The 20,985-nt window shown below is 54.7% G+C and carries 22 protein-coding genes and 1 tRNA gene; all 23 read right to left on the reverse strand.

The features are described from left to right. Positions 1-195 precede the first annotated feature (195 nt). Positions 196-627 carry a response regulator gene (locus tag VL688_11120; GenBank protein HTL48598.1) on the reverse strand — a complete coding sequence of 144 codons (432 nt, stop codon included), beginning with the start codon at positions 625-627 and terminating at the stop codon, positions 196-198. A gap of 11 nt (positions 628-638) precedes the next feature. After that, a complete protein-coding gene (locus VL688_11125; GenBank protein HTL48599.1) occupies positions 639-2,201 on the reverse strand; it encodes an ATP-binding protein in 1,563 nt (520 codons plus the stop codon). Between the two features lie 75 nt (positions 2,202-2,276). Continuing rightward, on the reverse strand, positions 2,277-2,642 hold the full coding sequence (locus tag VL688_11130; protein ID HTL48600.1) for a response regulator: 366 nt from the start codon (positions 2,640-2,642) through the stop codon (positions 2,277-2,279). A gap of 83 nt (positions 2,643-2,725) precedes the next feature. Next, positions 2,726-2,801: transfer RNA gene (locus tag VL688_11135), tRNA-Ala, on the reverse strand. A gap of 9 nt (positions 2,802-2,810) precedes the next feature. Further along, positions 2,811-3,656 (reverse strand): lysophospholipase, encoded by an 846-nt coding sequence (locus VL688_11140; protein ID HTL48601.1) that lies wholly within the window; start codon positions 3,654-3,656, stop codon positions 2,811-2,813. 10 nt (positions 3,657-3,666) lie between these two features. Next, the gene (locus VL688_11145; protein ID HTL48602.1) at positions 3,667-5,472 is read right to left on the reverse strand and encodes a long-chain fatty acid--CoA ligase; all 1,806 of its coding nucleotides are present in this window, start codon (positions 5,470-5,472) and stop codon (positions 3,667-3,669) included. Between the two features lie 43 nt (positions 5,473-5,515). Then, the gene (locus VL688_11150; protein HTL48603.1) at positions 5,516-6,094 is read right to left on the reverse strand and encodes a hypothetical protein; all 579 of its coding nucleotides are present in this window, start codon (positions 6,092-6,094) and stop codon (positions 5,516-5,518) included. Between the two features lie 285 nt (positions 6,095-6,379). Continuing rightward, positions 6,380-8,413, reverse strand: a complete 2,034-nt coding sequence (locus VL688_11155) for a patatin-like phospholipase family protein (protein HTL48604.1) — start codon at positions 8,411-8,413, stop codon at positions 6,380-6,382. A gap of 120 nt (positions 8,414-8,533) precedes the next feature. Further along, complete coding sequence (locus VL688_11160) at positions 8,534-8,926, reverse strand: PilZ domain-containing protein (protein ID HTL48605.1); 393 nt, start codon at positions 8,924-8,926, stop codon at positions 8,534-8,536. A gap of 217 nt (positions 8,927-9,143) precedes the next feature. After that, positions 9,144-9,641, reverse strand: a complete 498-nt coding sequence (locus VL688_11165) for a YajQ family cyclic di-GMP-binding protein (GenBank protein HTL48606.1) — start codon at positions 9,639-9,641, stop codon at positions 9,144-9,146. Positions 9,642-9,650: 9 nt separating this feature from the next. Then, complete coding sequence (locus VL688_11170) at positions 9,651-10,016, reverse strand: PilZ domain-containing protein (protein ID HTL48607.1); 366 nt, start codon at positions 10,014-10,016, stop codon at positions 9,651-9,653. Positions 10,017-10,042: 26 nt separating this feature from the next. Then, positions 10,043-10,804: an SPOR domain-containing protein gene (locus VL688_11175; GenBank protein ID HTL48608.1), complete on the reverse strand. Its 762-nt coding sequence runs from the start codon at positions 10,802-10,804 to the stop codon at positions 10,043-10,045. Between the two features lie 275 nt (positions 10,805-11,079). After that, complete coding sequence (locus VL688_11180) at positions 11,080-11,577, reverse strand: GNAT family N-acetyltransferase (GenBank protein HTL48609.1); 498 nt, start codon at positions 11,575-11,577, stop codon at positions 11,080-11,082. A gap of 1 nt (position 11,578) precedes the next feature. Continuing rightward, positions 11,579-11,860 (reverse strand): small basic protein, encoded by a 282-nt coding sequence (locus tag VL688_11185; GenBank protein ID HTL48610.1) that lies wholly within the window; start codon positions 11,858-11,860, stop codon positions 11,579-11,581. Positions 11,861-12,125: 265 nt separating this feature from the next. Then, positions 12,126-12,782, reverse strand: a complete 657-nt coding sequence (locus VL688_11190) for an SPOR domain-containing protein (GenBank protein HTL48611.1) — start codon at positions 12,780-12,782, stop codon at positions 12,126-12,128. A 21-nt stretch (positions 12,783-12,803) separates the two neighbouring features. Then, complete coding sequence (locus tag VL688_11195) at positions 12,804-14,075, reverse strand: glycoside hydrolase family 1 protein (GenBank protein ID HTL48612.1); 1,272 nt, start codon at positions 14,073-14,075, stop codon at positions 12,804-12,806. Between the two features lie 100 nt (positions 14,076-14,175). Beyond that, the gene (gene lepB, locus VL688_11200; GenBank protein HTL48613.1) at positions 14,176-14,811 is read right to left on the reverse strand and encodes a signal peptidase I; all 636 of its coding nucleotides are present in this window, start codon (positions 14,809-14,811) and stop codon (positions 14,176-14,178) included. Next, positions 14,808-16,592: a translation elongation factor 4 gene (gene lepA, locus VL688_11205; protein ID HTL48614.1), complete on the reverse strand. Its 1,785-nt coding sequence runs from the start codon at positions 16,590-16,592 to the stop codon at positions 14,808-14,810. The genes lepB and lepA overlap by 4 nt, the downstream gene beginning before the upstream one ends. A 4-nt stretch (positions 16,593-16,596) precedes the next feature. Next, the gene (gene rpe, locus VL688_11210) at positions 16,597-17,238 is read right to left on the reverse strand and encodes a ribulose-phosphate 3-epimerase (protein ID HTL48615.1); all 642 of its coding nucleotides are present in this window, start codon (positions 17,236-17,238) and stop codon (positions 16,597-16,599) included. Between the two features lie 10 nt (positions 17,239-17,248). Beyond that, positions 17,249-18,541 (reverse strand): pitrilysin family protein, encoded by a 1,293-nt coding sequence (locus VL688_11215; protein HTL48616.1) that lies wholly within the window; start codon positions 18,539-18,541, stop codon positions 17,249-17,251. Then, entirely contained in the window at positions 18,538-18,963 is a 426-nt protein-coding gene (gene ruvX / locus VL688_11220) for a Holliday junction resolvase RuvX (GenBank protein ID HTL48617.1), read from the reverse strand. The genes VL688_11215 and ruvX overlap by 4 nt, the downstream gene beginning before the upstream one ends. A gap of 1 nt (position 18,964) precedes the next feature. Further along, positions 18,965-19,756: a tryptophan synthase subunit alpha gene (trpA, locus tag VL688_11225; GenBank protein HTL48618.1), complete on the reverse strand. Its 792-nt coding sequence runs from the start codon at positions 19,754-19,756 to the stop codon at positions 18,965-18,967. After that, entirely contained in the window at positions 19,756-20,985 is a 1,230-nt protein-coding gene (gene trpB, locus VL688_11230; protein HTL48619.1) for a tryptophan synthase subunit beta, read from the reverse strand. Before trpB ends, trpA begins: the two co-directional genes overlap by 1 nt.

Genomic DNA, 20,985 nt, shown 5'->3' on the forward strand with positions numbered 1-20,985 from the left:
TTATATTGTTATATTTAAACTATATATCAAAGTTTTTAAACTCACAATAGTATAGACCGAAATAATTGTAAGTTAAATACTTGATAAAAGTTTTTATGAAGTAAGTATAGCCGCCACTTTCTAAATTGTCAATCGGAACTTTAGGCAGAAAGGGAGTTTAGCCTGGTTTTAAGGAAAGCCCCTACAATAAGGGGTTTATTCTTCGGGATCGTCTTCCGGGGTCTTCTTCGGGGCGAGGTTATCTTCGATGCATTTGACCAGGTCCTTGGTACTGACCGGCTTAGAAAGGGCAGGTTTAATGGTAAACGGCCGCCCCCCTACCACTCCGCCGAAGGCTTCGCTTTGCCCCTTGCCCACGGTAGCGGTAAGAAAAACGATGGGGGTGTTATTGATCTTTTCCGTTTCTCGGATTTCGATGGCCACCTCCGTACCACGCTTGTCCGGCATAATCACGTCCAGAAGAATGAGGTCGGGTTTGAAGTCTTTGGCCGCCTGCAGCCCCTGGGCGCCTTTGGTCTCCACGCGGACCTCGAACTTTCCGAGGGCTTCCAGGTTTTTTTTGATCATGCTTGCGAATTTTTCTTCATCGTCGATAACAAGGATTTTTTTCTTTGCCGGGTCTGCCATGATTCCTCCTGTTAAAATTTCAGCGTGACTTTGGCGCCGTTTTTCTTTCGGTTTTCGATTTTTATTTCCCCTTTGTGCATTTCGACGATGCTTCGAACGACCGAAAGGCCCAAACCGGTGCCGCCGAGTCCGCGGCGCGTCGTAATGAACGGGTCAAAAATCTTGTCTAGAATCTCCGCAGGGATGCCCGTTCCTGTATCTTCTATTTCGACCACGACGCGAAATTCTCCAGCAGGAGGATCCAGGCGACGCGTCGTCAAAATAAGGTCGCCTCCCTGAGGCATCGCGTGAATGGCATTGGAGAACAGGTTAACAAAAACCTGCATCATCCTGTTTTTGTCGAGCGGCAGCGGAGAAACGCCCGAATCGTATTTCTTGGAAGTTTGGACTTTATTATTCATCAGCAGGTGCTTGACCAGATTCAGCGATTCATCCATGACTGAATGCAAATCCACGTTTTCCATCATGGGTTCCACGGGAGCGGCAAAATCCAGGAGACCTTTGATGACAGCGTCGGCCCGGCGCACCGCGTCGATCATGTCCTGCAGGACGCTTGCCTTTTCCTGATCTGCATCACCCATCGTCTGCTGTAAATATTCCGCGCCTTGAAGCAGGATCGCCAGGGGGTTTTTGACCTCATGAGCCACGCCCGCGGCTAAGCGGCCCACCGATTGCAATTTCTCCGCCTGGATGAGCTGGTCCTGGGTGGAACGCAGACGTTCATTGACCCGTTTCAATTCCATCAGGGCTTCGATGAGCTTCTGCTCGTTCTTTAATTGCTCCTGAATGGCGTCTTTGAGCTTTTCCTCGACCTTGACCTGGTCCGAGATCTCCCGAAAAAAAAGCATCAGGCCGGCAAGCGTGTTGTTGTCAAACACCGGATGGACAACGAAGTTCACCGTCAAGGTCCCGCCCTTTTTGTCATAAAAAGAGACCTGATCGGCGGCGCGCAGTTGTCCGTCGCGGAGGGTTTCCAACATTTCTTTCCCTGGATTCAAAGCCGGCGGTGAAAGGCCTGTATCCGGCATCAGGATCTCCTCGAGGCTGTGGCCGAGAATCTCCTTCACGCTCCGTCCGAGCATCCGGCACGCAGAAGCATTCGTTTGAACAGCCCTGCCGTTCAGGTCCGTCTCCACGATTCCTTCGGTCACGGCATTCACGATCAAAGCCTTCCTCAGCTGGCTGCTCAGGAGCGCGATCTGGAGATCTTTCTTGGAAGCGGCATTCTTAAGCCAATGCGCCAGAAGCTCCGCGTCCAGGCTCGCCTTGGGAAGATAATCGGCAAATCCCATCTGCAGGGCCTGGGCGGCCGCCCGCTCATCATTGTTGCGGATGAGCGCAAGAACAGGGATTTGTTTGGACTCGGAAGAGAATTTTTCAACGCGATCGGGACGTCCGGAAAAAAAATCGAAATTGACCAGAATGATGGAAGGCAAAAAACCGCGGATCTTCGACAAGCCCTCTTCGAGGTCCGCCGCTCTATAAATCTGCAGGCTCGCTATTTTCTGCGATTCCAGCAGCCCTTCCAAAAAGTCGGCATCCTGGGCATTGTTTTCGATGAGAAGGACCTTCATGACGACACACCGGTCTTCGGGAATAAACCAGATTCAGGAAGGAAATGTTGGGGCGCGGGACGTAGGAAGCGAGGATTACTCTTCCCCAAGATTGCTTCGCACTTTTTTTAGCAGGTCTTCCGGGCGGTAGGGCTTCACCATGTAGTCCTTGACGCCTTCGAGCTCGAACAGGTCTTTCATCTTATCCTTGGCAGTCAGGACAATCACGGGAGTCGCCTTGATGGCCTCATTGCGCTTGAGCGTCCTTACGAAAGTGTAGCCGTCCATCTTGGGCATGAGAACATCGACGATGATGAGATCGGGATGTTCTTTTTGGACTTGCAGGAGGCCTTCTTCCCCGTCATGAGCCGTCACTACCTGATAGGAACACGCCACCAAACGGTTCTTCAGCAGTTCCACGATGTGGGGGTCGTCGTCAATGACTAGGATTTTTTTTGACATTCATCCTCAATGCCTTCGCCGGGAGAGGGCCCGATGTCGGCCCCTAAAATATCGGCCTCTCTCCAGGGAAAATTAAGCGAAGATGGTGGACCTGAGGAGGATCGAACTCCTGACCTCATCGTTGCGAACGATGCGCTCTCCCAGCTGAGCTACAGGCCCATTGAATTTTTAGTCCAGACGCGAAAAGGATTCCGACGCGTTAAGAAACTGGCGGAGCACTTCAAAGACCTTTTCCTGGCCTAATTCATTAAAAATTTCATGATAAAACCCCTCGAAGATTTGCATCTCTTTGTGGGGTGACTTCACTTTGTCAAAGAAAGCCTTCGTTTTTTCCCGGTCCACGACTTTTTCAAGCCCAGACATCAGGATGTAAACGGGAAAAGGGAAATCAAATGCCGGTTCGGCATCAATTTTGCGGCCATATGTTATCATTTCCGCCAGCAATCGAACAGAAATTTTTCGCTTAATGAGCGGGTCCTTTTTGTAGGCCTCGATCTCTTCGGGATTATGCGACAAGTGCGGCGGGTAGACGGGATTGGCATACACGAGCCTCGGGTGAATCCGGTTGAGCATCGCGTTGAATGCGATCAGAAAGGAAGACAGCTTGAGCCCCAGGCACGGTGACGATAAAATCAAGCACGCAATTTCTTCCGGAAACCGCTTCGCCCAATGGACCGCGACAAGCCCGCCGAGGCTGTGCCCGAACAGAATGATCTTACCGTTCACACCGTGGCGTTTTCTCAAAAAATCCCGGAACGCGGTGAGGTCGTCCACAAACCGGTCGAGCGAATCAATATAAACCTCGCGTCCCCCTGAACGCCCCATACCCCGCGCGTCGTACATGGCCAGGGATATCTTCTGCGTTTCGAGATGACGGACAAATTTATGATACCGGCCGCAGTGCTCGCCGTGTCCATGGACGATGATCATGGTCCTCTTGGCGTCGGGATTAGCGTAATAGCGGTAAAATAATTTTGTCCCGTCCTGCGCTTGAAAAAAATCCTGCTCTTCCATGCCGCTGCTTTCAGGAAACGGTCCTGAAAGACTCTCCTTTTTGATACATGGCTTCGACCACCGATTGGAACTTTTCCAAAACCGCCTTCCGTTTGATTTTCAGGGTAGGCGTCAGCTCTCCCCCTTCGACGGTCAGGTCCTTTTCGAGAAGCGTGAAATATTTGATCTGTTCATACCGCGCGAGATTCGCCGTCTTGGCCTTAATATGCTCCTCGGCCCACTGCAGGATCTGGGGATCTTTGAGGAGTTCCGCCCACGGCCGCTGCAGTCCCAGAGCGGCGGCATGCCCCTCGAATTCGGTGCGGTTAGGGACGATCAGGGCCACAAGATAGTTCCGCTTGTCGCCGACCACCACGGCCTGGAGGAAGATGCGGTCTGCGGTCAGTGTGTTTTCGATGTTCTGCGGGGAGATATTCTTCCCGCCCGAGGTTACGATGATGTCTTTTTTCCGATCTGTGATTTTCAAAAAACCTTCCGCATCGATTTCTCCGATATCTCCGGTACGAAACCAGTCTCCGTCAAACACCTGCCGCGTGGCCTCGGGATTCTTGTAATAACCTTTCATGACGCACGGTCCCTTGGTGAGGATTTCGCCGTCCTCCGCGATTTTGACTTCCACGTTGGGAAGCGGCTTCCCTACGGTTCCCAATTTGAGCGCATTGGGACAGTTCACCGCAATGACCGGGGAGGTTTCGGTGAGTCCGTATCCTTCCAAAATAACGACGCCGGCTGCGTAAAAAAATTCCGCGAGCTCTTTGGAAAGCGGGGCCCCGCCCGAAATAAAAAACCGGATACGCCCTCCGAGCTTGCCGCGCAGTTTATTGAAAACCAGAAGCGCGGCAATGCCTCTTTTGAATTTCAAAGCAGGCGAAGGCTGTTTCTTACGCAGGTTGACGGCTGCGTACTCCCGCCCCGTTTTCACGGCCCAGGCAAACAGAGCTTTGCGGAGCGGCGAGGCATGCTCGATCTTTTCCATGATACGCGCATGCATTTTTTCGTAGAGGCGCGGGACGCTGGCCGCAATCGTCGGTCGCACTTTCATCATGTCGTCGGGAACGCTCTGCATACTTTCCGCGTAGGCAATGGCAGCGCCGTGAAAAATCATGAAATAATAGCCGGCAAGGCGCTCGAAGACGTGGCTCAAGGGCAGAAAAGAAAGCGCGACATCGTCTTCCCGGACTTCGATGACTTCGCTGGCGCCGAGGTAATTCGCCACGAAATTCCGGTGGGTCAGCATGACTCCTTTCGGAGGGCCCGTGGTGCCGGAAGTATAGATTAGCGTCGCAAGATCTTCGGGCGACGTCTTGTCTATTTCCTGGCGCACCGTGTCGGGCGAGCGTTTTTTTTCTTCTTCTCCTTTTTTCAGAAAACCGTCGAATCCGGGCCCGTCGAAGAGGACGAGCATCCGGAGCGCCTGGTAGCCCGACAATGCCTCCTGAATGCGCGCCTGCTGTTCTTGCGTGGAGACAAACAGGACCTCGATACCGGCATTTTCCAGGATGTAACGGATGTCTTTGCAGGAGGAGGTGGGATAAATGGGAACCGTGACGGCTCCAAGCGACAAAATACCGAGATCGGCGACAGTCCATTCAGGCCGGTTTTCGGAAAGGATTCCGACGCGGTCCCCTCGGCGCACGCTGGCCGCATGAAGCGCGAAGGCCGCCGCCTCGACTTTGGCAGCCCATTCCTTCCAGGTCCAGCCCACGTAATCGCCTGAGGGACGGGTCTTATAGAAGAGCGCTTTTCTGTCCCGGAACCGGTCCACCCGCGCGAGGTAAAGCTGGACCAGGTTGGATGACAACTCCTGATTGTCCATCGGACCTCCGGAAGATACTGTTGCTGGCCGCGGACTGGCGGGGCTAAAGGGGCTGTTCTTGATCCTGAGATTCTTCGGAGGGGCCCTGGTCGAACGAATCGACGGTTGCCTTGTTCTTTTCGGTTTCTTGTCCGATCAGACGCATTTTTTCCTGCCGCAGAATCTCATCCACATCCTCAGATTTGACCTCACCCGCGTCCTTCTTCTTTTCTTGGATCTCCTCGAGTAATTTGCGGTGGATCTTAGCCTGGTCTGTTATTTGTTCGATTTGGGCAATTTGCGCTTGGCGGGCTTGCTTGATTTTCTCATTCGCGCGGATGATTTCGCTGATCTGCTTTTGAATCCGGATCACCTGGAGGTCGCGGAAAACATTGCTTCCCCCTCCCCCTCCTCCCGACGCGGGAGCTGCATTGACGGATGCCGGCGGAAGAGCGGCCGCTTTCTGCGATTCGGTGACGCCTTTCGGCGCGGCCTTCATTTTATCAGGAGCCGACCGCGGTGCTTCGTCCTCGGCCACGGCATCCGGAAGTTGGAAATCGTCGGATGTAACCTGCTGTTTCATGTCTTCGGTCGTCATCTCCAAAACATTCGGGCGGGTCAATTCGGCATCATCGGAAGGCATCGAAAGGCTGCTGGAAGACTGGGACAGGGAATCGGATTTCTGCTTTTCCTGTTTTTTCCCGAAAGTAAAACCCAAACTCAAACACACCGAGAGAGTTACAACAAGGAACTGCCGGTGAAGCATATTTCCCCTTTCGAGCCTATTCCCCGCGTCATGAAACGGGGGCCGCAGATGTTGCTAAAAGTTATCGGCCTTTTATCTTAAGGATTAAGAGCTGTGCACTCAAATACTAGCATGGAAACTTAAATTTGTCATCCAACCATCAAAAAGGAGCCAAAACTATCATCATTCAGCCAAAAGTTGTTTAATTTCATTAATTTGCGCACGCGCCACTTCTTCCCCGGCCTTGATGAATTTCTGAGGATAATAGAACTGGGCCCAGTGAGCATCCGGAACCATGGGATGCAGGAGGATGTCCGCCTTCTTGCCCCAGACTTCAGCCATCTCGAATTCCATGAATTGGATCGTATTCATGATGACGTTGAAAATGTTATCGGAATAGCGTTTGTGAAAGCGGTCGACCTGGTTAGTAACCGCTTTGTCCCAGAAATTCTTATTGGCCACCATCTCCATGCGCTTGCGGTACTTTTCCTGCTGAATTTTGTGCTTTTCCGCCCAATCCATCGGGCTGGGCAGCACGTTCACGCCGATGATTTTTTTGACGCCTAATTTGCTCAAAACGCGCACGGGTAACGGGTCGATCACCCCACCGTCGATCAAAAGCTGGCCTTCGTGCTGGAACGGCCTGAAGATGCCGGGAATCGAAACGCTGGCGCGGATCGCATCCGTGACTTTGCCCGCCCGGAAAATGACTTCTTCAGCCGTAAATAAGTTCGTTGCCGTGACCCGCAGCGGAATTTTGAGGTCCTGAAACGTCTTGTCGCCCAGATAGGGCGCCAAAAAATGGTGCAGCTTCTGTCCTTTGAAAAAGCCATGATGAGCGATCGACAAATCCGCAAACCCGAAGATTTTGAAAAAGGCCGTTTTCTTGTCGATGCCGAAAGCAAATTCTTCGAGCTGATCCGCATTGTATCCGGCCGCCCAGATCGCACCGACAAGCGCGCCGATGCTCGATCCCGCCACCACGTCGATTTGAATGTTCTCCTGTTCGAGCACGCGCAAGACTCCGATATGCGCCAGACCGTAGGCCGCGCCGCTTCCCAGGGCCAGCCCGGTCAGATTGCCAGAAAGCTCCTTGGCGAGATAACGCAGATTGGCATCATAACGGTCGGCTTGACGATGGCGGTCCGGCACCAGAGAAAAAATGCGCTGCCCCAGAAGTCTTTCCTTTTCTTCAAAAGTAATTTCCCTGTTTCCGTTGTCATCTTCGGGAACCAGAACCTTGATTTCGCTGCGGCTGAATCCGAAGGCCTTTTCGAATTCCCCCACGAGCCGGGAAGTTTCCACGAGGTCCTGAACTTCCGGCCTTGAATAAAGGTAGATCTCGTCGGATTGTTTGAGCGCGCGGAAAGAAAGGTGCGTGTTGTCCCAGGGAAGCTGCAGCAATAGATGGTCATAGCGCGCAGTGAGCGAGCTGAGAAGCGCGGAAAGCCTTTTCTCCTCCCGGTCTCCCGCATTTTCAAAGCCGACATGCAGGTAGTGAAATCCGGACGGATGCGGGATCAGAAAATTCCGGAGGTCCGATTCCCGGGAAGGCTCCATCGTAGAGAGCTGATAGGCCGGAATGTTTCCCTTTTTCAGCTGTTCCGAAACTAAGGGAGAAACCGGCGAAACAAAATCGATGAGCACCACGTCGCCGCGGCCCACCTCCATGAGATTGCGGGCAAAGTCAAACCACAGATGGCCGTCCTGGGAATTCCTGCCTTTCGCATAAAGCGCGGAAATTTTGACTTCGCGCCGTCGAGTTCCCCCCGCGCTCATGGTCAGACGATGTCCCAAAGACCGGTTGAGATGCAGCGAAATCGCGGGCATTTCGTTGACCAGCCTGAGAAAGTCTTTTTTTTCCAGCTTGAGGATCAGACCGTCGCTTTTGGCTTCGACAGTGGCGCTGTGCGGACGCCCGGTCAGAAGCGAGGTTTCTCCGAAGTGGTCCCCGCGGTAAAAATTGAGGAGCGTCTGTTCGGGACGGTCGCCCCTGGGGCGGTTGAAAAGACGAAACCGGCCGGCGCTCACAACATAGAAGGCATCCGCTTCGGTTCCCTCTTCATAAACGATATCGCCCCTCTTGTATTCCAGAAGGCGCGCTTTTTTTTCGATGATTTTTTGTTCTGCTGGTGTGAGGGACGAAAAGATGGGGATATCCTCTAAGGAAATCTCCAGCCCAATGTCCATTTTGCGCCCGAATTGAAAAAATCCCATAGGCCTCTATTATCGGCTGTTAAGAGGATTGGATTGAACGCCAATGAGGAAGATAGCCGCGGGGAAGACGGGACCCAAGGATGAGTCCGGAATGGTACGGGATCTAAGGCAAGCGGAATCTTAGCTTATGCCGGGAACTTCCTCTGGATCATTGAAATCATTGACCTTGGTTTCAAGCCAGTGATTGTAAGCATAGTCCAGAACGCGGAACTTATCCACGGGATCCATCATCAGGAAGCGGACGCCCTGATCATAGCCCTGATTACGGCCTTCTGCCGGGCAGGACCACATCACCGTTCCGGAGGTACGGACCGGCTTGGGATCATCCGGAATGTCGATTTCCAGGTCTACCAGAGTCCCCTGTTTGAGATGGACATTGGAATTCATCTTGATTCCCTCGCGGGACAGGTCTTTGCTTAAGCTGATGCCCTGAACTTCTTCGCTGCCGGGAGTTTTGAATTTAACGCTCATGTAAGCATCGAATCTTTTAAATTTTCTCCGCTCTTTTTCCATGAGCTCCTCCTTGTTGTTTGTCATCCTGAGGTTCTCCATTTGATCGAGATAGACTTTTATAAGTCGTTAAAAAAACTGGGCTTACGAATAGCGTTTCCAAAATCAATCCAAATATAACACATGAATTTTTCGTTTACAAGAGCACCAAAAAAAAATCTTGGAGCTTTAACTCGAAGAATGGAAGGGACTTACAGAGCGGGGAAAGAGTTTCCAGAAATCATCTAAAATTCGTAAATTGCAACGGAATGTCAGCGGTGTCCGTGGATAAGCTATGAATAACAGCCTGTAATTCGTCTTTGCTTTTGGAGGTTACCCGGATTTCTTCTCCCTGGATGCTCGCCTGCACCTTGTAGTTGCCGTCTTTGATCTTCTTGATGATGATTTTTGCTTTGTCCTGCGGGATACCGTTTACGATAGTCGCTTCCTGCCTCAGGGTGCCCTCGAAAGCTTTTTCGGGTTCTTGGAATTGCAGGGCTTTCACAGAGATCCGGCGTGCCGCCATGCGGGTCTTCAAAATGTCCTGGAGGTTTTTTAATTTCAAATCGTCATCGGCGATCAGGCGGATTTTTTTTTCAACCTTCAAAAACTCAATGGTACTCTTGCTGCCCCGGAAATCGAACCGGTTACGGAGCTCTTTGACGGCCTGATTGACGGCATTGTCGACCTCTTGGAAGTCAACCGAGGAAACAATATCGAAGGAAAACTGCGAAGGCATAGCGGAGCTTTACGGAACGTTTTTCTTGGCGAAGGATTCGATCTGTTTTTTCAGGAGATTCTGGTTGTCGGTGTCCATGTCTTCGAACTCAATGCCGACATCATAGCGAACCTTGCGGTTACGCGAGTTGCCTACCGGAACGATCCAGACAACCTTCCCCTTACACTCGATGACTTCTTTTTTGCTCCCGAGATCAAGGCGGACCATGCAGCGGCTGAAACGTTCCAGCGAACGGTTAAGGATCACCGCAACGCCGCCGACGCCCACGTTCTCCGTCATGGAGCTGAGAGGAACGCCCTCTTCGTCGGAACGAATTTGAATTTCGCAATGCAAATTCATCCGGGGAAATTTTCTTTGATCAAAGCCGTCCCACATGAGCGCCGGGTCCTCTCAAAAGGCTTTTAATCCAGGGTCCTGACAAAAGCATCCTGGAATGATTTCGAGGCATTGCCTTTCCGGAATTTTTCCAAATAGGTCTGAGCCTCGTCCGCGTCGGAAAACCTTCCCAAAAAAACCGAATGATAGACGCGGCCGCTGCGGCTCGAAAGGGCTTTGACAAATGCCGGGGCGCCGCTGTCTTTAATATCCTGAACAACGCGTTCCGCATCTTGTGCCGTCGCATATGTGGCGACTTGCACGACGTAGCGCTTGCCTGTTTCAGCCTCGGCTTTCGGAGCATTCGGCTCAGCCTGCGCGGCATTTTCCACCGCAGGAGCTGCGGCGGGCGCGGGCGTTTCCTGTGCGGAAGAGCGTTCTTCTTCCCCGCGGGCGCGCTCTGCGCGGGAAGCCTTGGCGGGCTTTGCAGCCTGTTTCGTAACGGTCTTTCCCGGGTTTTTCATGGCTCTTTCACGATTCACATTCAGCACATGAATTCCGGCGAAAACAGAAATCAGCAGGGCTGCGCCGACGACGCCAAAAAACGCACGCCGTATGGCGGGACGGCGAAAGTCGACGAGTTTGACCACCTTCCACAGCGACGTGAAAAGGACGATGGCCGCTTTCAAAAGAAATTTTCCGACGGATAGCGCGAACGCCGAGAGATTAGTCCAAAAGGATTGAGGGATCGAAGGCATTTTGAAAGGCGGCTTTGAGGACTGCGGCTTATTCGCCGCCTTTTGCTGCTTGGATTTTTCCGCTTCTGCGAGCTCTTCAAGGCGGGCCATGCGGTTGTGATCGCCCTTCGGCTCTTTATTTTCCGGCCTTTGAGTCTGCGGAGCCGGCCCTGAAAAAAGATCTTTGGAAGGCTGTTCTAACGTCGCGCTTTTCTGGGAAAACCCAAGCCGTTGCATGGGTTTGTTTTGAGGCGGTGTGGACGGCAGCATCGGCGGGCGAAGTTCCCCGTAGAGCTTTTTCTGAATGTCGTTCTCGCTTAAAGTGCGTAAACTGCCGTTGCTTTTCTTGCCCTTATTGAACAACCCCATAAAGAAAGACCGTCCTTTTAGAAAGATTCCCCTGATTTATGGCCGTCCCTCAAGGAAAGGGTAAACTTGAGAAGCTCGATGTCCCCCAGTTGAATCTTGGCGCGCTGCACGAAACCCTTCTTTTGGCAAAGGAGAATAGCGCCCTGCATGCGCGACGTCGTCTTGAAGACGAGTTCCTGATAGCCCACTTCCTGGCAAAATTTCAAAGCGCGCTCGAGGAGCTTCTGCCCGATCTGCTTCTTGCGGTAATCCAACGAAACGAAAAGGCGCCGGAGAAGCGCGATGCGTTCGTCTTCTTTTTTGATGGCGACCGTGCCGATGACTTTGTTGCCGTCTTCGGCAATGAAAAAAATATCGCCGATATTGCCGTAGGCCTTTTCGATCTGCTCGATATCCGTGATCGGATACGCGCCCTGATCTTCCTTAAACTCGCGCGCCATGATGGCGGTGATCAGGCCTTTAATCGCTTCCTTGTCATCTTCGCGAAAACGCCGAATGCTGACCGGTTGGCTCATATTATTTCTTGGCTTTTTCGGCCGGCGCGGCGGCTTTGGCTTTTTCAGCAGGGGCTCCGGCAGCAGGCGCAGCACCCTTCTCACCCGCGGCAGCTTCTTTCGGACCGCCGGCAGATTTCTTCACTTTAATCTTGATGGATTTGTACTTTGGCAGGCCGTAAACGGAAGCCTCTCCGCTCCATTTTCCGTCCGCTTCCATTTTTTTGATGCGCTCGTATTTCTTCAGCACGTTGCGGTGCTTGACGCCGACGCTGTCGACTTTAAGACTCGGATGCTGTGACATGAACTCTCCTTAGACTAAAAAATTTGGCTAATAGCAGCCATGAGTACGGGTTGGCATTTCCGCGGCTCGGCCGCAAATCGGGAACCGCCCGGGACTTCGCATCCCTCTGAAATATCGAGGATTATACTCAATCCCTGCACCTTTGGCTAGATGAAATTGATACTCCCAAACCGTCTTCCCGGCTCTCGAAAGTTACTCCGGATGGGGTCATTTGACGCTAAAGAGTGAAATTGCTAGTGACGAACCGGCTAAGGACGGCCGGAGATCAATGCGGCATGTTCCGGACGTACGCGTCCTGAGGGACCAGGTTTTGCACCTTTAAATTTTTGAGCAGAGAGGTTGCCGCGGACCGGCTCTCGAAAGCATTCACGCAGACTTGCAGGCTCTTGCCGCTGGGAATGACAAATCCCTGGTAGCCTTTGGTGGCCAGCTTTTCGATATGCTTTTGCGCCTGGGACTGGCTTTTATAGGTGACGACCTGAATCGTGTATTTGCCATCGGGCTTTGCGGCCGGCGCGGAAGCGGCTGCCGCAGGCGCAGCTTCGGCAACGGCGGCCGTCGGAGCTTCGGGTTCGGCTTTGGCAGTGGGAGCAGACGCTTCGATGGCCGGCGCAGCCGTCACGACGGCGGCCGGAGGATTCGGAATTTGCGTGGCGTCGATAATAACGGTCTGCTGCCCTTCCGGAAGCACCGTCTTGGCGGGCTCAGCATACCGAGGGTGGATCTCACGCCCCGCGAACTGCTTCCCTTTTTCCACGCCCATGCAGAAAACGACCGAGCTGAACACCAGCATGGCGATCATGACGATGAGTGCCTGGTCCAGGCGGATGGTGAACCGGTATTTTTCGAGGAATGCCGGACGTGTAACAGGGGTTATCGTGGATACCGATGCCGGAATTTTAAATAAGTCTGCTTGAAACATAAGGCCTCCCAGTAGGAATGATTAGAACGCCTTTATGTTACGGCACAATTCCGCCAGGACATGAGCGCTTTGCCGCACTTTTCTTGCCTGGGTAGCGTAATCGACTTCGACGAGGCCAAAACGGGGCTTGAATCCGTCTGCCCATTCGAAATTATCCAGAAGCGACCAGTAGAAAAAGCCCATGACGTCCAATCCGTCCTTGCCCGCCCGTTCCAGCGCGCCCAAATGGGATTTGATGAACGCCTGGCGCTGTTCGTCCTCGTGCGCGCAGATGCCGTTTTCGCAAACCAGAACCGGAAGCCCGTACTGCTTCAGGCTCATGAGAATGCGGTAAAATCCCTCGGGATAGACTTCCCAGCCCATGGCATTGATTTCCTTGGATTCGCCCGGATGATGCTTTTCATTGCAATCTGAACCCAGCGGCGTGGGTGCGTCCCCGCCCGCCCTGACGAAATGGCGCGTGTAATAATTCACGCCGATGTAGTCCAACGTGCTCCGTGACGAAATGAATTCGCAGAAAAGCCCGGGGAAAAACAGGAAGCCATTTGTCAGCGCCTGCAAAAAAAGATGGTTGAAAAACCAGTCGCGCAAAAACGTAAACCACCGGTCTTTCACGCTCAAAGGATTGCAGGGAGTGAAATCAGACAAATGCTTGGCGATGGAAATCATGGCCCGGGTCCCCAGCGCTTCTTCGTAGTGCTGCTGCATGGCCTCGTAAGCGCCGACGTGCCCCTGGAGCAAATGGCGGAAAACTTTGACCGCGTCCGGAAAAGTTTTTTTTCCCGGGGGCCACAGTCCCGTGCAATACCCATGAAAAAGGTAAACCACCGGCTCGTTGATGGTGTTCCAGTAAGTCACGTGGCGGCCCAGGACTTCGGCCACTTTGCGGGCGTATCTTTTGAAATAACGGGGACTTTCCGGAGAAAGCCAGCCGCCCTTCTCCGCGAGCCATATCGGGTTGGTGAAGTGGTGGAGCGTCACGACCGGTTCGATCCCGAAACGACGCATCTCGAGGATCATGTCTTCATAGTGGTGGAAGGCGCTTTCATCCCAGCGGCCTTCTTCCGGTTCGATGCGGCTCCATTCGATGGAAAAGCGGTGAGCATTATGCCCGAGCTTGGCGATCATCTCGATGTCTTTGCGGTACAGCTCGTATTGGTTGCACGCGAGTTCCGAGCAGGTCCGCACGCGGCCCGCTTTTTCAAAGGCCCACCAGTCGTTGTTCCGGTTGTTGCCTTCCACCTGGTGGGAGGAAGTCGCGGCGCCCCAGAGAAATAATTTCGATTCGGTCATGGATCGTTTTCTTTTTGGAGGATTCAGGAAAGACGTTTCGTACCGATTTCTTCCAGTAAAGATTCGGCCGGTCGCCTTAAAAAATGAAGGATCGAGAAGGCTATTCCGCTTTTTTGATCCGCTGGGGGGGCCACCAGATCAGAAAAGCTTTTCCGACGAGATTGTTGCGGGGGACAAATCCCCAGCTCCGGCTGTCCGCGGAATGCGCGGAGTTGTCGCCCAGGACGAAATAACTGTCTTCGGGAACGCGGATGACTTCGTTTTCGAGCCCGAGCCGGCCTTCCTTGACATTGTAATAATAATTCTTGGTGAAGACCTTGTCGTCGAGGACCTTGCCGTTGATGACGATCTTGCCGTCCTTGATCTCCACCGCTTCGCCAGGCAGTCCGACGAGCCGTTTGACAAAGTCTTTCTTTTTGTCGAGCGGGTACTTGAAGACAATGATGTCGCCGCGTTCCGGAGGACGGAACCGGTAGCTGATCTTGTCGACGAAAATGCGGTCACCCACAAGGAATGTGGGAATCATGGATCCCGTGGGGATCTTGTAGGGACCGAGCAGGAACGTGCGGATCAGGACGGCGAGCACCGCGGCAACCAGGAACGGCTCGCCCCAATTCTTCCATTTGTCGAAAAGCCATTCTCGCCGGCGCGTCTGGAAACCGCGCCATTCTTCGGCGAGTTTGTGGCGGTAAAGGATGAGAAGACCCAGGGCCGCCAGAGCAATCCAAATGATCATGTGTCCACCTTGAGGACGGTGATAAAGGCTTCCTGAGGCAGATCAATCCGCCCCACCTTCTTCATCCGCTTCTTGCCTTCCTTTTGTTTTTCCCAGAGCTTGCGCTTGCGTGTGATGTCGCCGCCATAGCACTTGCTGGTCACATTCTTTTTCAGCGGCCCAATCGATTCGCGCGCGATGATCTTGCTGCCGACTGCGGCCTGGATCACGACCTCGAAGAGCTGCCTTGGGATCACTTCCTTCAATTTCTCGGCCAGTATCTTCCCGCGCTGGTAGGCCCTTTCCCGGACCACGATGCTCGAAAGCGCGTCCACGGGCTCGTCATTGATCAAGATGTCGAGCTTCACCAGCTTGGATTCCTGCGGCTTGATGAAATCATAATTCAGCGAGCCGTAGCCCGACGTCGCAGATTTGATTTTATCATAAAAATCCATGACGACTTCGGCAAAAGGAATTTCGTAGATGAGCATGACACGCGTCTGGTCCAGATATTCCGTGCTCTTATAAATTCCGCGCCGGTCCTGGCATAATTGCATGATGATGCCGATGTTGGCAACAGGAATAATAATGTTGGCGCGGATGAAGGGCTCTTCGACTTTCACGATTTCCTGCGGCGACGGCAGCTTCGTGGGATTTTCCAGCTCGATCACTTTTCCGTTCGTGCAGGTCACGCGGTACAGGACGTTCGGCGCGGTCACGATGAGATCCAGATTGAATTCCCGTTCCAGCCTTTCTTTGGCGATATCCATATGAAGCAAACCGAGGAAGCCGCAGCGGAAGCCATTACCCAGGGAAGCCGAAGATTCGGGCTCATATATAATAGAAGAGTCATTCAGCCGCAATTTTCCGAGCGCCTCGCGCAGTGGAACAAAATCCGCGGGATTGATCGGATAAAGGCCGCAAAACACCATGGGTTTGACCTCTTTGTAGCCTTCCAGCGGCTCGGAGGCCGGCGCGCTGACAAGCGTGATCGTATCGCCGATCTTCACTTCCGAAATGTCGCGGATGTTCCCGCAGATGTAACCGACTTCCCCGACCGCTATCTCGGTCACCGGCTCCGGATGCGGGTTAAGGATGCCGAGCTGTTCCACATCGTAAGTCGCGCCGGTCTGCATCATCAGGTATTTGTCTTCCTTCGTGATCCGTCCGTCCATGATGCGGATGTAAGCGACCACGCCCTGGTACACGTCGTATTTGGAATCGAAAATAAGCGCCTTGAGCGGCGCATCCTTACTGCCCTTGGGCGCAGGAATGCGGTCGACGATGGCCTGGAGCACCTGGTCCGCGCCCTCGCCGGTTTTCGCGCTGCACAGGATGATTTCTTCCTCCGGCACGGCGAGAAAGTCCATGACTTCTTTTTTGACTTTTTCCGGTTCCGCGGTGGGAAGGTCGATTTTCGTGATGACCGGGATGATGGCGAGGTCGCGTTCCATCGCGAGATAAAGGTTCGTGACCGTCTGCGCCTGAATCCCCTGCCCCGCGTCGACGAGCAGCAGCACGCCCTCGCAGGCAGCGAGGCTTTTCGAGACTTCGTACGTGAAGTCGATGTGCCCCGGCGTGTCGATCAGGTTCAGCATGTACTCGCCGTGTTTGATGCGGACCGCGCGCGCCTTGATCGTGATGCCGCGCTCGCGCTCGAGCTCCATGTCATCCAGGATCTGGTCGCGGAATTCGCGCTGGGAGATGGCGCCGGTGGCCAAAAGCAGCCGGTCGGCCAGCGTGGATTTGCCGTGGTCGATGTGAGCAATGATCGAAAAATTGCGAATCTTCTTAGAATCCATAATCTTAAGCAACCCTCAGTTTCTTGATGGCGTCGCCGCGGTCGGGAAAGCCGAACACAGCCGTGCCTGCGACGAGAATGTCCGCGCCGGCTTCGCGCACCATGCGCGAATTGTCCGCTTTCACGCCGCCGTCGACCGAGATCAGCCCTTTGAAGCGCGGCCTGAGCCAGCGCACTTTATCCATCATTTCCGGCATGAACGACTGGCCGCCGAATCCCGGCTCTACGCTCATGATCAGGATGAGATCCAGTTCCTTCAGATACGGCTCGAGCGCCTCAACCGGCGTTTTCGGCCGCAGAGACATGCCGCGTTTGGCACCCCGGGCCTGGATCGCGTCGAGCGTCTCTTTGGCCTTTTGCGTGGCTTCGACGTGAATCGTCACCCAGTCCGAACCGGCCTTGCAGAAGTCTTCGATGTAGCGCAGAGGCTCATCGATCATGAGATGCACGTCGAGCGGAAGCTTCGTCACCTTGCGGAGCGCCTTCACGACCGGCGGTCCGATCGTGAGGTTCGGTACGAAATGCCCGTCCATGACGTCCACGTGGATCCAGTCGCACCCGGCCTTTTCAACGTCCCGGACTTCCTCGCCGAGGCGGGCAAAATCCGCGGAAAGAATGCTGGGCGCGATCCATGGCTTTTCGTTCATGCAATTCTCCTTATCCGTTTTCCAGGCTCAAGGCCCGGCGAAGCCGCGCTTTGTCCCGCGCCGTGACCGGACCGATCAGCGCCAGATTGAGGCGCGGCGTCTGAAAAAGCCCGGCCGCGGTTTGCCGGAGCTCGTCCGCGGTAACGCTTTCGATTTCCCTGCATATCGCTTCCGGAGAAGGCACATGGTCGCGATAGACCGAGGCCTCGCCGACCCACAGCATGGCTTCCAGCGTATCCTCCAGCGACAGGTAAAACTGGCTCATGAAATAATCTTTGGCGCGCCGTAATTCCCCGCGTCCCACCGGCGTTTTGCGCAGCTTCGACAATTCCTTCATGACCTGCGATAAAGCCTGCCAGGCCTTTTTCGGCTCAACGCCCGCTGCGATTACAAACGAGCCGGTTTCCTCGTAAAACGCGGCACTCGCGCGGATGTCGTAGGCCAAGCCGCGTTTTTCCCGCAGCTCCTCGAACAAGCGGCTGGACATATTGCCGCCGAGGACCAGGCTAAGCAGCGCCAGCTTGTAGCGGTCCGGATGATAACGCGAAAATCCGTGCATCCCGATCATGAAATGCGTCTGCTCGGATTTTTTGCCGAGAAAAACCGCTTTAGGCTGTTTCTGCGCCGCATCCGCGGGAACAGGCTGCGGCGCCGGCTTCCCGTTTCCCGCCGGAAAATGGCGCTTCGCGAATTCCAGCACTTCCGCGTGCGACACCGGCCCAGCCGCGGAAACCACGATGCCCGCGGGGTGGTAATGCCGCGCTTTGTACTCGAGAATCTGGCCGCGCTTCAGCGCGCCCACGCTTTCTTCCGAGCCCGAGATCGGCCTGCCAAGCGGATGGCCGGGCCACAGCATCTCGCCCATCACGTCTTCGATGTGCTCGCCGGGCACGTCCTTGATCATCTTGATCTCGTCGATGATCACGGCCTTTTCTTTTTCCAGCTCCCGCGGCGGAACCACGGCGTTCTTCACCATGTCCGCGAGGACATCCATGGCCTTGCCCTGGCGGCCCTTCATGATCTTCGCGAAATAACAGGTGCACTCTTCGGCCGTAAAGGCATTCAGCACGCCGCCGTTGCCCTCCACTTCCTCTTTGATGCGCCGGGCCGAGCGGCGCCGCGTGCCTTTGAAAAGCATATGCTCCAGCACGTGCGAAATACCCGCCGTTTTCGGGGCTTCATGCCGCGAGCCGGCGCGGATCCACACGCCCAGCGAAACCGACTGGCGGCCGGGCATGGAAACGGTAACCACTTTCAGGCCGTTCGCAAGCCGCGTCTGACGGTAGTCCAGTTCATACTTCATGAAGGAGAACTCCGCTTGGCATCCAGATAATTCTGAAGGATCCTTTGCGCGGCCAGCTGGTCCCGCACTTCCTTACGCCGCGCGGGATTCACGTCTTCGTCCCGCAAGAGGCGCTCCACTTCCGCGGAACTCATACGTTCGTCCCAAAGCACCAGCGGCACGTCGAGCCCGGTTTTGAGCCACTCGACTTCTTCGATAATCTTTTGCGCGGCAATGCCGATCTCGCCTTTCAGCGTCTTGGGCAGGCCCACGACGATTTCTGAGGCGCGGTATTGGCGTACCAGCTCTTTCAATTCGGCAAGCAGCTGGCCGCGGCCGCGCACCTCGATCGTCTTGAGCGGCAGGGCCATGATGCCGGCTTCGTCCGTGACGGCCACGCCGGCACGCTTTGTCCCCAGATCCAGTCCGAGGAAGACGGCCATCTCAGGACCTGATGGCGCGGATCATTTTCGCCACGAGGACGGTCGCCGGTTCCGTGCGCCCCCCCGAGTGGCGGATCGCGTCGATGATGGCGCTGCCCACGATCACGCCGTCGCTGAACGCGGCCAGCGACTTCGCCTGCTCGGGGCCGGAAACTCCAAACCCGATGAGCACAGGCTTTTTTTCTTTGCGGCGGATTTTCGTCACGTGCCCGCGGATGTCGGCCGGGAGGCTTTTCCGCGCGCCGGTCACGCCTTTGAGCGAAACGTAATAAATGAAACCCCGCGACTGCTTCGCGATGCGCAGCGAGCGTTCGGGGCTCGTCGTCGGCGTCACGAGAAAAATTTCGGCCAAGCCCGCGCGCGCGGCCTGGCGGTGAAAATCCGCTTCCGCGTCCGGCGGAAGGTCCGGGATGATGACCCCGTCAAAGCCCGCGCTTTTGGCCTTTTTCAGAAAAGTCTTCGTGCCCTGGCTGAAGATCGGGTTGTAATACGAAAAGAAAATGATCGGGAGGGAGACTTTGTCTTTGCGCAGCTTGCGGACGAGCTCGAACGCGTCTTCCAAGCGCACGCCGTGCTTGAGCGCCTCTTCCGAAGAAAACTGGATCGTGGGCCCGTCGGCCATGGGGTCCGAAAAGGGAAAGCCCAGCTCCAGGATGTCGACTCCGGCTTTCTCGAAGTCTTTGACCAACGCCTCGGTTTTGGCGAGGCTCGGATAGCCCAGCGTCAAAAAGGCGCAGAATATTTTTTTCCGGCGAGCTTTGGCGCGCGCCAGCGGAAGCATCCTGTTTTTCATTAGTGATGCCCCCCGGAATTCGAATTTCCGCCGTGCAAAAGTTTTTTCACGGTATCGATGTCCTTGTCTCCCCGTCCGGAAAGGCAGACCACGACGCGCTGGTTCTTTTTGGTTTTCGGCATGAGCCGCTTGAGAAAGCCGATCGCATGCGACGGCTCGAGCGCGGGCATAATGCCTTCGGTGAGCGTGAGAAGCTGGAACCCTTCCAGCGCGTCTTTGTCGGTCGCGGTTTCGTAAGTCACGCGGCCCGAGTCTTTCAGGAACGAATGCTGCGGACCCACGGACGGATAATCAAGCCCTGCGGAAATGGAATGCGCAAGCTGGACCTGGCCGTCCTTGTCCTGCAGCAGGTAACTTTTCATGCCGTGCAGAATCCCGGGGCGGCCCTTGGTCATGGAGGCCGCGTGATAAGGCGTGTTCAGGCCCTGTCCCGAAGCCTCGACGCCGATGATCTTCACCCGGCGGTCGCCGAGAAACGCGTGAAAAAATCCGATGGCGTTGCTGCCGCCGCCCACGCAGGCCACGAGATAATCCGGGAGCTTCTTGTGTTCTTTCAAAAAATAAGCGCGCGTCTCTTTGCCGATGACAGACTGGAAATCGCGGACCATGGAAGGATACGGATGCGGGCCCACCGCCGAGCCTAAGAGATAATGGGTCGTGTCCACGTTCGTCACCCAGTCGCGGATGGCTTCGTTGGTCGCGTCTTTGAGCGTCTTGGAACCGGAATGCACGGGCACGACTTCCGCGCCGAGCAATTTCATTTTATAAACGTTCAGCGCCTGGCGTTCCACGTCGAGCGCGCCCATGTACACGACGCATTTCAGGCCGAAGACGCGGCAAGCGGTCGCCGTGGCGACCCCATGCTGTCCTGCGCCCGTTTCCGCGACAATGCGTTTTTTGCCAAGTTTCAAAGCCAGCAGCCCCTGCCCAATCGTATTGTTGATCTTGTGCGCCCCTGTGTGGCAAAGATCTTCCCGCTTGAAAAAAATGCGGGCGCGGCCGAAGTGACGTGTCAGATTCCGGGCCTCGTAAACCGGCGTGGGACGTCCGGCGTAATGGTTGAAGTAATACGTCAGATCGCGCTGGTACGCTTTGTCTTTTTTCAGTTCCGCATACGCGGCCTTGAGCTCTTCGAGCGCTTTCACCAGCGTCTCAGGCACGTAGCGGCCGCCGTAATCGCCGAAATATCCCTGCGCATCCGCGCCGAATTTTTTTTGTTTTAACGCCAT

This window comes from Verrucomicrobiia bacterium (assembly GCA_035495615.1).
In the GTDB taxonomy this organism is placed as follows: Bacteria; Omnitrophota; Omnitrophia; order Omnitrophales; family Aquincolibacteriaceae; genus DATJFP01.

Excerpts from the sequence above, each read along its gene's own strand:
- VL688_11120 (HTL48598.1), bottom strand. The coding sequence starts at position 627 with ATGGCAGACCCGGCAAAGAAAAAAATCCTTGTTATCGACGATGAAGAA.
- VL688_11125 (HTL48599.1), bottom strand. The coding sequence starts at position 2,201 with ATGAAGGTCCTTCTCATCGAAAACAATGCCCAGGATGCCGACTTTTTG.
- VL688_11130 (HTL48600.1), bottom strand. The coding sequence starts at position 2,642 with ATGTCAAAAAAAATCCTAGTCATTGACGACGACCCCCACATCGTGGAA.
- VL688_11140 (HTL48601.1), bottom strand. The coding sequence starts at position 3,656 with ATGGAAGAGCAGGATTTTTTTCAAGCGCAGGACGGGACAAAATTATTT.
- VL688_11145 (HTL48602.1), bottom strand. The coding sequence starts at position 5,472 with ATGGACAATCAGGAGTTGTCATCCAACCTGGTCCAGCTTTACCTCGCG.
- VL688_11150 (HTL48603.1), bottom strand. The coding sequence starts at position 6,094 with ATGCCTTCCGATGATGCCGAATTGACCCGCCCGAATGTTTTGGAGATG.
- VL688_11155 (HTL48604.1), bottom strand. The coding sequence starts at position 8,413 with ATGGGATTTTTTCAATTCGGGCGCAAAATGGACATTGGGCTGGAGATT.
- VL688_11160 (HTL48605.1), bottom strand. The coding sequence starts at position 8,926 with ATGGAAAAAGAGCGGAGAAAATTTAAAAGATTCGATGCTTACATGAGC.
- VL688_11165 (HTL48606.1), bottom strand. The coding sequence starts at position 9,641 with ATGCCTTCGCAGTTTTCCTTCGATATTGTTTCCTCGGTTGACTTCCAA.
- VL688_11170 (HTL48607.1), bottom strand. The coding sequence starts at position 10,016 with ATGTGGGACGGCTTTGATCAAAGAAAATTTCCCCGGATGAATTTGCAT.
- VL688_11175 (HTL48608.1), bottom strand. The coding sequence starts at position 10,804 with ATGGCCCGCCTTGAAGAGCTCGCAGAAGCGGAAAAATCCAAGCAGCAA.
- VL688_11180 (HTL48609.1), bottom strand. The coding sequence starts at position 11,577 with ATGAGCCAACCGGTCAGCATTCGGCGTTTTCGCGAAGATGACAAGGAA.
- VL688_11185 (HTL48610.1), bottom strand. The coding sequence starts at position 11,860 with ATGTCACAGCATCCGAGTCTTAAAGTCGACAGCGTCGGCGTCAAGCAC.
- VL688_11190 (HTL48611.1), bottom strand. The coding sequence starts at position 12,782 with ATGTTTCAAGCAGACTTATTTAAAATTCCGGCATCGGTATCCACGATA.
- VL688_11195 (HTL48612.1), bottom strand. The coding sequence starts at position 14,075 with ATGACCGAATCGAAATTATTTCTCTGGGGCGCCGCGACTTCCTCCCAC.
- lepB (HTL48613.1), bottom strand. The coding sequence starts at position 14,811 with ATGATCATTTGGATTGCTCTGGCGGCCCTGGGTCTTCTCATCCTTTAC.
- lepA (HTL48614.1), bottom strand. The coding sequence starts at position 16,592 with ATGGATTCTAAGAAGATTCGCAATTTTTCGATCATTGCTCACATCGAC.
- rpe (HTL48615.1), bottom strand. The coding sequence starts at position 17,238 with ATGAACGAAAAGCCATGGATCGCGCCCAGCATTCTTTCCGCGGATTTT.
- VL688_11215 (HTL48616.1), bottom strand. The coding sequence starts at position 18,541 with ATGAAGTATGAACTGGACTACCGTCAGACGCGGCTTGCGAACGGCCTG.
- ruvX (HTL48617.1), bottom strand. The coding sequence starts at position 18,963 with ATGGCCGTCTTCCTCGGACTGGATCTGGGGACAAAGCGTGCCGGCGTG.
- trpA (HTL48618.1), bottom strand. The coding sequence starts at position 19,756 with ATGAAAAACAGGATGCTTCCGCTGGCGCGCGCCAAAGCTCGCCGGAAA.
- trpB (HTL48619.1), bottom strand. The coding sequence starts at position 20,985 with ATGGCGTTAAAACAAAAAAAATTCGGCGCGGATGCGCAGGGATATTTC.